We start from the raw sequence: 11,014 nt of genomic DNA on the forward strand, positions 1-11,014 counted from the left end.
ATACTCAGTATTTTTGCTTATTCTGAGTTTACATCTCAGCCTTTCTTTGTTTCTAATTTTTTCGTCGAACTCACGTTCTTTAACGCTTCTGCTACCTTGTTAGATTTTTTAAGGGCATCTACCATCCCATCTAACGTAAACGTACATCCGCAGGCGTAAGGCTTCCTACCTGTATTAGGAGTCTTAAACTGTAAGTAGATGTTTTGTCCTTTGCGGGTCATTCCTACGCCTCTAGGGGTTTGCTTCTGATATCTACCGAAGTCAGATAGTAAACTCTCGTAACCAATCTCACCTGTGTAATCCTTACTCACTTTTTACTCACTTTGCTTCTAAACGTTAGTGAGTAAGTGTTTGAGACGACGCTATATCATCAAGATCGTTGACTCTCCTGGTTCAAATCCAGTATCGCCCACTTTATATTTCATCCTTAACAGTTATTGGCGATTTTTAATATCTTCCAAACTGTAAGGACAGTGATCGGGAAAGCGATTTTCAGGCAATCGACTTTTGCGAACAGCATTTTTTTTTGCTTTGCCATATAACCTGGGCAAATTGTCTTCTGCAAGTTGGGCTAGATTAGTGGTTATTTTATCTTCAAGCTGTAGTTGAAAAGCATCTACCTCAGCTAGCCAATGGTTTTTACTGTATTGAGATTCTTCTTTCCAGTAATCAATCAACAACAGACGTTCAATTATTATTGAATACTTTTGGTAAGTTTATGCTTCCATTTTTAAACTCTCGGCAAAATAATTTTTAACCTGACTAAATCTTTTGTTAATGCCTAAAAATTGGAACTATAGATCAAGATGGGCATGTTGCGAATCAAAATCATAATCTTTCCCTAGATTGATGTTAAATCTGATGCGAGGGTGGAACATATAGTTGTAAACAATGCATTAGCTATCAAACTAAATATGAAGAAAACTTCAGGTCCTTTTTCTGAGTTAAATCCTCCCGAAAACATGACTCCATCTGTAAAAACAATTACTAGCGTTCTACTAGTACTAATTCCCATATTTTTGTTTTTCCTAAATCTTTTTACTGGTTTTATTAAGCTCTAATAAATAAGCTCCTTAGAGTATTGTGTGGCGCTCGTTCTGCTGTTATTGAGTCAAATAATTGATTCCTCAATTAAAACTGGTAATCGATCACTGAGCGACAATGACCCCTATGATGTCGATTACCATACAGCGATCGCCACTGCTAATCTTTTGATTAAAGTAATATTAATTAAGGCAACCACTGTGGTCGAAAACCGACAAAGGGCAATTGCTCGACAATCATGGCAGTTGCATTAGTTTGACTAGAATTAGGAATTGCTAACCAGATACTACTACTTTTTTTGATTGAAGGTTTCTTATTTGGCGATCCGTAAGAGTAGGCAGAGCCTGATCGCTCAAAGAGAATTCCTAATCCATCAGGTGCAACACTAATTGTACTATCTTGATATTTTGCTAATTTTACTAAAGTTTCAGTTTGTAAGGTCTTAAGATTTATTTTGGCTAAATAGGGTTGCTCAATATATAGATCGCCTTTAACTAATTCTGTTAACCAACAATATAGATGCGTTGCTGTAGGCTCGAACTGACAATTTTGGATTGATCCTTCTGTATTGAAAAGTTGTTTTTGGATACCTAGATTGTTGACATAAATTAGGGATTGTGTAGAGCTTAACTGAGGATTATCTGTATGATAGTCAATCATGGCTGCGCCAGTACCGTCAGCAGTGAAATCTAGCACCTGACCGAATTTGGGGAGAAAGTCGATAGGTTCGGCGTTAGTTTCTAAAGGTAACAAAGCAATACCTTCTCCTTTGGCTACGGCTACAGCTTGGCTATCTGGTGTAATTAAAAAAACTCCAGTTTGAGCGTCGGTAATTAATTTTGCTAGCTTATTGTCAGTAATTTTCCATAAACCATAGTTATGGGGATTTTTACGGTTGAGTCGCTGGACAACAATAGTTTTACCGTCTTGAGAAAGATCGAACTTATTATTTTGATATTCTTGATTATCTAAAACTAATTCTACTTTGGGGTTATTCTGGTTAGCTTTTTGAAGATCCCAGCTAGTGGAGACAGTATATAGTTGTAATCCTTGAATTCCTGTTTCGCCTTGATTTACATCGGCAGCAGAAAATAAGAAACCCTCTCTTTGGGGATAGGGTTCAAAGTCAAATACCGTTAGATTTTCGGGAGTCAGAATTGACTTCTGCTGTGCTGTCCAGTTAAACAGAATTAACCTGCCTTTTTCATCTCCTTGAGTACCAATATAAGCTAATGCGCGATCGCGACTGCGAAATTCTGCTGTAAAAGGTTGAATTAGACTCCCTTGTTCTGTCTGATTAGCATACCTGTCTCTTGCTCCAGCTAAAGCTAGGTGATAAGTTTCTCCATAGGGTGGAGGAGTTTCTAAGGTATAGGCCATTCTCAACCCAGACCAGCTAATCTTACCAGGGAGAGGAGGCGTGATGGCTAAATTTTGCTCGACACTAGTACGGTCAATGGGACGATTGAAAGTCAAAATAAAAGCCCGATCTTCTCCCCCAATAGTTTTATTTTGCCAGCTAAAATCACTGACCTTTGCCCCAGGATGAAAGATACAATTATCATCGCAAGTAGTACCACCCCACAGCAGCAAGCCAATAATTAAAGCCAGAAAAGTAATTAGAGCAATCGCAATTTGATCAATCGGCTGGGATAATCTTTTAAAAGTCATATAATACTTAAATGTTACTTGTACCCATAGGGATCGGTGGGAATTGGGATAGATTTAATCGATTTAGCAGCTAAAACCACAGAACGTCTTTCCATAGTGATTTTAGAGTCTACTCGCTCTTTAATAGGCAATGTTTCGGCGATCATTGCTCCCTGAATTTCTAGCCAAGTGTCAGGCAAATAGGTATTACGGCTAGTTTCTAGTTTGACAGGAATCCCCACAGGATAGGCATCTACCGCACAGCAGGTAATGACAAAACGAGATAGCATTAAGTAGTTATCGGGTAGTTCCTTTAAGTGCAGTACAAAACCACTAACGTTAGCTAATTGCCCCTTATAGGCATCGGGTTCGGGATAAGCGTTAATAGTACGAATCCATTCAATCAGCGATCGCTCTTCTGGTTTGGTAGCAGTACGAAAGGATTGGGGTTGAGAACGAGTTAAGGGAATATCTCTCACCCCTGTTTTCATGGCGCTTTGACTGGTTAAAATTTTTGGTGGAATCATTAATCCGGCGATCGCTACACAGATTAGCAAACTACTGCTAAAGCCAGGAGGAAATAAAGCAAGATGTTCACTATTTTTTGGGTGAGTGCGAGCTAGGGTTAGTTTTATTTTGACTATTCCCAACCCTAATAAAATGATGCTGCTAGCTAATACTAAACCATAGTAATTTGGGTGAATTAATAGTTTATACTGCCCTGTTAGAGTATATCTGAGTAATAAACCTCCCCAGGTCAATAAAGCCAATCCATCCAACCAGGGGAATAAAGGATTGTTTTTGTTGGAGTTCGCTTTGCGGGAATTAGCTAAATTCATGACATTCGCTCAAGGGTAACAACTTAGAAAAAGTAACTATAAGTCAGAGTAAAAATAAAAGTTAGTTGGGCAACGAGAGTAAAAATATAAATAATTATTTTTGGTTTAAAAATTGATGCCATTAAACCAATGCTTTTAATATCTATGGTGGGACCAAATACCAAAAAAGCTAATAAAGAACCGCTAGTAAAAGTAGCGGCAAAAGAAAGAGCAAAAAAAGAATCTACGGTGGAACAAATGGATACAATGACAGCGAGTAACATCATTGCCAGAATTGAAGTTATGGTATCTTGACCAAGATTTAAGATAAATTCGCGCGGGACAAAAACTTGAATTATTGCCGCGATCGCGCTACCCAAAACTAACATGCCTCCTAGTTCGCTAAATTCTTGCAGCAAGTTATCTACAAAAAATTGTCCTTTAGATTTCAAAGCTGCGGAATTTTGACCTGTATCTAACAATAAAGAATTATTAAAGGGTAAAACTTGACCTCCATCTAGGATAAAACTACCAGACTGCAACAATGAAGATTTCCCTTCAGTATTTTCTGACGGGGAATAGATAATCGGATTAAACCGTCGTGCAAAGGATGTTTGTAACAGTAATCTAGTATCTTGTTGAGTACTAAAAACCCACCCCACAATAATAGCGATCGCCAAAGAAAATAAAACTCGAAAAATTACAATTTGAGGTTGATTGCCAAACGCAACCCAGGTAGACCAAATTACAATTGGGTTAATTGTCGGCGCTGCCAACAAAAACGAGATCGCTACGGAGGGAGAAACTCTTTTTAATAATAATCTTCTGGCTACAGGAATATTACCGCATTCACAGACGGGAAACAGAAAGCCGATACAGCTACCCACAACTGAGCCTAACAAAGGATTTTTCGGTAGCCTAGTGATTAATTGTTGTTCATCGATTAAAAATAGCAACCCGCTAGAAAGTAATACTCCAAGTAACAAAAAAGGTATCGCCTCAACTAATAAACTTAAAAATAAAGTGAAAGCGATGTGGAGTTGATTCATGAGGAACGATCTTTCTAGCTCAACTTGATCATTAGATTTCGCCTCCCATCTTAACCGAAGTGCAACTGTCAGACCAAGATATGCTGTATTGAGGGTTCAAGCGATCGCCGATCTTGTAGGCTGGATTGAAAGACGAAACCCAAGGATGAGGGATGAAAACTAGTACTGATCAACCTGTGTTTTCAAATTTCAATAAACCCAGGTTATATTTATGGTTTAGTTTGCATTAAATAAACAGCAGTCATAATGTCTAGTCAGCTTGAGTCTAACAAGACTAACATTGTAGAAATATTGCAGCATCGAGCTATCTCTCAAGGAAATAATCTAGCTTATATTTTTCTTAGGGATGGAGAAAATAAGGAGACTAGACTAACTTATCAGGAATTAGATCTTAAGGCAAAAGCGATCGCCCTTCAATTACAACAACTTGTTGCTCCTGGCTCTAGAGCTTTACTGGTGTTTCCTTATAGTGCAGGCTTGGAGTTTATTACGGCTTTTTTCGGCTGTCTCTATGCAGGAGTTGTAGCTGTACCCTGTCATCCACCGAAAAATCGCTTAACGACGCTGGAGGTACAAACCCGTCTGGAGTCTGCGGATGTAGAGGTGATCTTAACTAACTCTAGTTCGTTTAATAAATTAAAGATACGGCTATCAGAGTGGAATAAGGGTGCGATACCTTGTTTAGATACGGACAAAATAGAGTTACAAGCTGATGGTTGGACTGTACCAGAGATCGCGACTGATACTTTGGCTTTCTTACAATATACCTCTGGCTCTACTGGTGAACCGAAAGGAGTGATGATTACCCATGGATGTCTGATGCAGAATCAGGAGATGTTAATGCAAGCATTTGGACATACCTCAGACTTGGTAGGGGTGGGTTGGTTACCCCTATTTCACGATATGGGTTTGATTGGTAACGTGATCCAGCCTATATATGCGGGAGGATATTGCGTGATGATGTCTCCCGTTAGTTTTGTGCAAAAACCGATACGTTGGCTACAGGCGATTAGTAAGTATCAGGGGACAACTAGCGGTGCGCCCAACTTTGCCTATGATTTATTATGCGATCGCATTACGGCAGCAGAAGTGTCACAATTAGACTTAAGTAGCTGGCAAGTTGCTTTTTGTGGCGCTGAACCAGTACAGACGATTACCCTAGAGGAATTTAACCTAAAGTTTGCCAGTTGTGGCTTTAAATCAACTGCTTTCTATCCTTGCTACGGGATGGCAGAAGCAACTTTAATGATTACAGGGGGAGATCGAACCAAGTATCCAAAAGTTCAATATTTAGATGAAGTCGCCTTAGAGCAAAATAGAGTAGTAATTGTAGATGAGTTTCAACCAGGGACTAAGGGTTTTGTAAGTGCGGGTTGTCCCTGGCTAGACGGTAAGATTTTGATTGCCGATCCTCTGACTTTAACCAAATGTGAGCCAGATCGAATCGGTGAAATCTGGTATTCAGGTTCTAACGTCGGACAAGGATATTGGCAGTTAAGTGAGCAAACTCAGCAAACATTTCAGGCTAGTTGGCAAGGTACACAATATTTACGTACTGGGGACTTGGGTTTTATGAGTGATGGCGAACTATATATTACTGGTCGTCTACATGATGTCTTAGTGTTTTGGGGACTTAATCACTATCCACAGCATATTGAGCGAACCATAGAACAGTCTCACCTGGGATTAAAACCCAACTCTGGCGCTGCTTTTTCCGTTGAGGTAGAAGGAAAACCTCGATTGGTAATTGCTCAGGAAATTGAACGCACCCAGCGAAAAGCTTTAGTGATGGATGAAGTGGTAGAAGCAATCCGTTGGCAGGTTTTTCAACAACACTTTATTGATATTTACGGTATTGTTTTATTATTGCCTGGACGTATCCCAAAAACCTCTAGTGGCAAAGTACAGCGTGCTAAGTGCAAAGATATGTTTCTGGATCGAAGTTTAGATATTTGGCAAGAATGGTATCACCAAGATGTTGCCACTAGCGATGTGACTGGATTGTTCCAAAGATATACTAATCCTCTTACTTATTTTAAGATCTGGTCGGCGATCGCTAAAGGAAAATTTCGCCGAGGATTACACTTGGTTAATAATTTTATGCCAATTAAATTTTTAGAGAAGAAGCAATAAGTATTTATGCTCAAAAGGTTTCAAATTATTGGCTCTGGTGTGCTACTAATCGTGGCAACTTTGGTTGGCATAGTTACAATAGAGCGATTAGCTATATCTGCGGAAAAGATTGATCTTAACTATAGTCTGTTGGGTTTTAACCTTAAGGTAAGAGATTTGGCAACTTTTGCCGAGACAGGAGAGATCAGTGATAGTCTAAATTACTATTTTAGATATTTATCTAGACAGCAAAGTCAGCAGTTACGGAAGTTTCTCCGACAGAGTTATGATGTCGATCCTGTGTTGGTCTATCGCTATTCTCGAACTTCAGCGGGGGTCAAAATGCTGCAACGCATTGGTGAGATTATTCAACTGCCTGGCTATATTAATGGTTTTTATGGTTTGCGTGCAGCGGTGGTACAAACGGCACAATCGCCTGATGGGATTAACTTTGTGGATTTTTTGCAACGCTTTCCTACAGATATTAAGCTCAATTTGAAGGAATTACTCAAGCTAGTTAAACAGGTTGCTCAGACAGAAGAAGATACTGAAAAGTTTATTGCTAGCCTAACACCAGAAATTGTACAGAAAAACACTCAAAAAAATACTAAGTTTCGCGACTTATCACAGCCTGGTAATGATCGCGCGACTAAACAAACTTTAGAATTTTACGATTCTCAGCGGGATCGCAATTTAGTTACAGATCTATATTTACCTCAACATCAGACCGATAATATCCCAATTATCATCGTTTCTAATGGCTTGGGGGCAAAACGCGATCGCTTTGAAGAGTTGGCACGTTATTTAGCTAGTCATGGCTTTGGGGTAGTTATTCCCGATCATCCAGGAAGCGATCGCAATCGTCAAAAAGCTTTTTTAGAAGGATTATATCAGGAGAATTTTGATGCTACCGAGTTTATTGATCGCCCTCTTGATATCAGTTATATTTTGGATCGACTAGAACAACTCAATCGCGATCGCTTTAATCATCAGCTTAATCTCAAGCAGGTAGGTTTTTTTGGCTATTCTATCGGTGCTACTACAGGTCTTTCTTTGGCAGGCGCAGAGTTTGATTTTCTTCAGCTCGAACAAGATTGCGCTCAACCTTTAAATCTACTTAATATTTCTATTTTGTATCAATGTCGAGCTTTGGAACTGCCTAGAAAAAGGCTAGCTCTAAAAGACGATCGCATCAAGGCTGCATATATGTTTGTACCTTTTGGTCAGAGTATTTTTGGCAAGTTAGAACAAGACATTCCTATCCCCATCATGTTTCAGGTGGTAGATCGAGATTTTCTAACTTCTTTATTACAAGAACAGATACCCTTGTTTAAGTCTTTGGGTACAAATAATTATTTAGTAATTTCGCAAAAGCTACCCCACTCTAATGTCACTTTAGCAAAAGAGGTGCAATCATCACAAGCAGAAGCTGCACAAGTAGCAAAAACTTATCAAAGTTTATTATCGTTAGTTTTTTTTCAAAGTTATCTTGCCGAAAATCCTCGCTATATTCCTTATTTAAGTACTGCATATCTTCAGGCGATCGCTAAAAAGCCCTATAATTTGCATTTGTTAGCTAATTAACCTTTAAAAATTTGATTAAACTTGGCTGATAAATTAACTTTGGCGGGAATACTAATTACAGAAAACTCCTATAGCCCTATATCAACGGTTTGACTAGCTTGTCATAATGAGAATTACTGCTCTCTTATAGGGAGATCGGGAAATAGGGAATGATGAATAAATAAAGTACAGAAGTTAAAGAGTAAAGGTAAAATCTGAAAGGTTAACCAGAGAAAAAGGATAGCTGACTATCCTGCATCTACAATTGAATTCTAGCAACCATCAAAAACACTCTATTAGAACTACTAGCCTGTTACTACTGCTAATCTGGGTCGGATTAGGCTTAGGAATCCGTTTGCTCAACTTAGATCTAAAATCTGCTGCCTCAATTGAAATTTCTACCATTGGTTATAGTTTGGGTCATGGTTTTAAGCAAATTCCTCTAGATCTAGTTATCAATCTAGATACTTTACTCGCACCTCTGCGTTTAGATACAGCAATTGGATATTCAGAGGTATTTCAGAGGCTACGAGAGGAAAGTACTCATCCACCACTGTATTTTTGGCTAACTCGTTGGTGGGCTGGTATTTGGCTCAAAAATGGAGATTTAGTTTCATTGCAGGTGGCGCGATCGCTGAGTGCGGTTTTTGGTACTCTGGCAATTCCTAGCATTTTTGGGTTAGGCTGGATGGCTTTTCGCTCTCGTTTGGTGGCTCATTTAGCTGCAATTTTGATGGCGTTTTCGCCCTATGGTGTTTATCTAGCGCAAGAAGCACGACACTATACTTTAACTGTTCTGTGGGTAATAGCATCTCTTGCCTGTTTGGTAGAAGCTTTAAAGTTAATTCGCCAGCACAGAAATGTTCCCCTGTGGCTGAGTTTAGTTTGGATTGTGGTTAATGGTTTAGGAATTGCAACTCACTATTTCTTTGTCTTGACCTTGAGTGCAGAAGCGATCGCCTTAGTGATTTTTTGGCTGGTTATTCCAAATCCTCAAGCTGTGAGATATCTACGTAGTTTAAGTTGGGCAGGGTTCGGAACTTTGGCCACTGCCTTGGTTTGGCTGCCGATAGCCAGAAGTGTGGCAGGCAATGAAATGACTACCTGGATTGCTACAAATTATGAACTGAGTGATGTTTTGCTGCCCATTCCTCGCCTGTTCGCCTGGATAATTACGATGGTGATGCTGCTGCCCATTGAAAGGGTGGTTAAGACGGTAGTAATCGGCTCTGGAGTGATTGTCTTGGGTATTTTGATTTGGGCTATGCCCATTTTGGTGCAGCAGTGGCGTAGGGCGATCGCCAACTCTCCCACTCGTCTACCAATGGTGATCTTGACAGGCTATTTATGTGGGTCTTTAATCGTGTTTTTGTTGCTGATCTATGGTTTGGGCAAAGATGCTTCTTTAGCAGCACGCTATCATTTTGGCTATTTTCCTGCTCTAATTTTGATCGTCGCAGTAGCTTTAGCTAATTGTCGGTTAAACACTACTTTCAATACGATTACCCCAAACAAGGTAGTGACTGTCATCCTAATGATGAGTTTTTTGGGTTCGTTAACTGTGGTCAGCGACTTTGGATTTAGAAAATCTCTGCATGCAGATGCTTTAGCCGTCTATATTCAACAAACTTCCCAAGCTCCTATTTTAGTCGCCATAACTCATCGAACCCATTCCGAAATCCGCGAATTGGTAGCTTTAGCTTATTCCTTTAAGCGTTTAGATTTACCGCCATCTGCCACACCTCAGTTTATGTTAGTCAGCGATAATCAGTATGGTCGAGAACAGATCTCATCTAACGTTAAACACTTGGTCGCAAGACAATCTCAGCCATTGAATCTAATTGGCGTAAATTTAGACCTAGACGAGAATATTTTGCCCGAACTAGGCTGTAAGCAAGATAACACTAAAGATTTATCTGGGAGTGGCTATCGCGATCGCTTCTATTTTTGTAATTAATCCTTGACTGTCACAGCCTAGGGATGAAGCTGTATAAAGTTCTTGAGCAGTTCGGTGTGCATTGAGATTGTTAGCTGGCTGACGTATACTCATTATCCGTGATCAATCCATAATTCTGGGCAGACTCTAACGAAATGTCTGGCAAAGAACGAAGCATATTATCCCATGTATTTTGTGCTTGCAAAGCTTCTACGATAATTGGCAGTGGCTCAGTAAAAACCACCTGAAAATCTGCCTCTTCAGGAAACTGAATATTAAATGCTAACTGTTCTAAAGGTGGAGTAAATTGAGCGTTAACTCCTGCTTTATTACCTCTGGCATCAACACGATACCAGCCAATTTCGGGTAAATGAACTGCATTGAAGCCATGCAAACTGTACGGCGCACCTTGATCGTCAATACTCAATCGTTGATAACAAAATCCTGCGGGAATTTGGTTTGCTCTTAGCAATGCTGCTAATAAATGGCTTTTAGCAAAACAGTAACCAGTCTTGTATTTTAGAACATCAGAAGCTCGACAAGTTACAGGGTTCATCTGGTAGTCAACGCTGTGATAAATTTCATCTCGTACCCACTCAAAGCACGCTTTGGCGATCCTAAAGCTATGGGGTAAAGCAATCGCCGTTGACGTTTCGTGTCTTGAGGCAATTTTTTTAGCAAGATTAATGATCTCAGTATGTGACCAATCAATAACTTCGCTAGTTCTCAAGTATTCTTTCATTTCAACAGCTAAGTAGCTAGGCATAATTAATTTAAAGACTGATGTGGAGTAGTGGAGATAGGGGAGATAGGGGAGATAGGGGAGATAGGGGAGATAGGGG

8 protein-coding genes are annotated in these 11,014 nt (G+C 39.6%); 3 read left to right on the top strand and 5 right to left on the bottom strand.

Translation table 11 applies throughout. The annotated features are described in order from the left end of the window. Positions 1–434: 434 nt before the first annotated feature. The 4 genes from C7B62_RS21330 to C7B62_RS21350 form a co-directional block, all read right to left on the bottom strand. The gene (locus tag C7B62_RS21330; RefSeq protein ID WP_106242048.1) at positions 435–698 is read right to left on the bottom strand and encodes a DUF29 family protein; all 264 of its coding nucleotides are present in this window, start codon (positions 696–698) and stop codon (positions 435–437) included. Positions 699–1,230: 532 nt separating this feature from the next. Continuing rightward, positions 1,231–2,715, bottom strand: coding sequence for a hypothetical protein (locus C7B62_RS21340; RefSeq protein ID WP_106242054.1), 1,485 nt, complete (start codon positions 2,713–2,715; stop codon positions 1,231–1,233). A gap of 14 nt (positions 2,716–2,729) precedes the next feature. Beyond that, positions 2,730–3,533, bottom strand: a complete 804-nt coding sequence (locus tag C7B62_RS21345) for a TIGR03943 family protein (protein ID WP_106242058.1) — start codon at positions 3,531–3,533, stop codon at positions 2,730–2,732. Between the two features lie 23 nt (positions 3,534–3,556). Continuing rightward, positions 3,557–4,561 (bottom strand): permease, encoded by a 1,005-nt coding sequence (locus C7B62_RS21350; RefSeq protein WP_106242060.1) that lies wholly within the window; start codon positions 4,559–4,561, stop codon positions 3,557–3,559. 246 nt (positions 4,562–4,807) lie between these two features. Between C7B62_RS21350 and C7B62_RS21355 the strand changes: the two genes are divergently transcribed. The 3 genes from C7B62_RS21355 (at position 4,808) to C7B62_RS21365 (ending at position 10,193) form a co-directional block, all read left to right on the top strand. Further along, positions 4,808–6,694 carry a fatty acyl-AMP ligase gene (locus tag C7B62_RS21355; RefSeq protein ID WP_106242063.1) on the top strand — a complete coding sequence of 629 codons (1,887 nt, stop codon included), beginning with the start codon at positions 4,808–4,810 and terminating at the stop codon, positions 6,692–6,694. A 6-nt stretch (positions 6,695–6,700) separates the two neighbouring features. Beyond that, positions 6,701–8,257, top strand: a complete 1,557-nt coding sequence (locus C7B62_RS21360; RefSeq protein WP_106242065.1) for an alpha/beta hydrolase — start codon at positions 6,701–6,703, stop codon at positions 8,255–8,257. A 244-nt stretch (positions 8,258–8,501) separates the two neighbouring features. Next, a complete protein-coding gene (locus C7B62_RS21365) occupies positions 8,502–10,193 on the top strand; it encodes a hypothetical protein (protein WP_106242068.1) in 1,692 nt (563 codons plus the stop codon). 70 nt (positions 10,194–10,263) lie between these two features. Here C7B62_RS21365 and C7B62_RS21370 read toward each other — a convergent pair whose 3' ends face one another. Beyond that, positions 10,264–10,914, bottom strand: a complete 651-nt coding sequence (locus C7B62_RS21370; protein WP_106242070.1) for a transglutaminase family protein — start codon at positions 10,912–10,914, stop codon at positions 10,264–10,266. Positions 10,915–11,014: the final 100 nt, after the last annotated feature.

The sequence above is a fragment of the Pleurocapsa sp. CCALA 161 genome, from assembly GCF_003003995.1.
Classification (GTDB): domain Bacteria; phylum Cyanobacteriota; class Cyanobacteriia; order Cyanobacteriales; family Xenococcaceae; genus Waterburya.

What these genes read in the sequence shown, in the direction of transcription:
- C7B62_RS21350 (WP_106242060.1), bottom strand. Translation starts at nt 4,561, where the DNA reads ATGAATCAACTCCACATCGCTTTCACTTTATTTTTAAGTTTATTAGTT.
- C7B62_RS21360 (WP_106242065.1), top strand. Translation starts at nt 6,701, where the DNA reads ATGCTCAAAAGGTTTCAAATTATTGGCTCTGGTGTGCTACTAATCGTG.
- C7B62_RS21355 (WP_106242063.1), top strand. Translation starts at nt 4,808, where the DNA reads ATGTCTAGTCAGCTTGAGTCTAACAAGACTAACATTGTAGAAATATTG.
- C7B62_RS21345 (WP_106242058.1), bottom strand. Translation starts at nt 3,533, where the DNA reads ATGAATTTAGCTAATTCCCGCAAAGCGAACTCCAACAAAAACAATCCT.
- C7B62_RS21340 (WP_106242054.1), bottom strand. Translation starts at nt 2,715, where the DNA reads ATGACTTTTAAAAGATTATCCCAGCCGATTGATCAAATTGCGATTGCT.
- C7B62_RS21370 (WP_106242070.1), bottom strand. Translation starts at nt 10,914, where the DNA reads ATGAAAGAATACTTGAGAACTAGCGAAGTTATTGATTGGTCACATACT.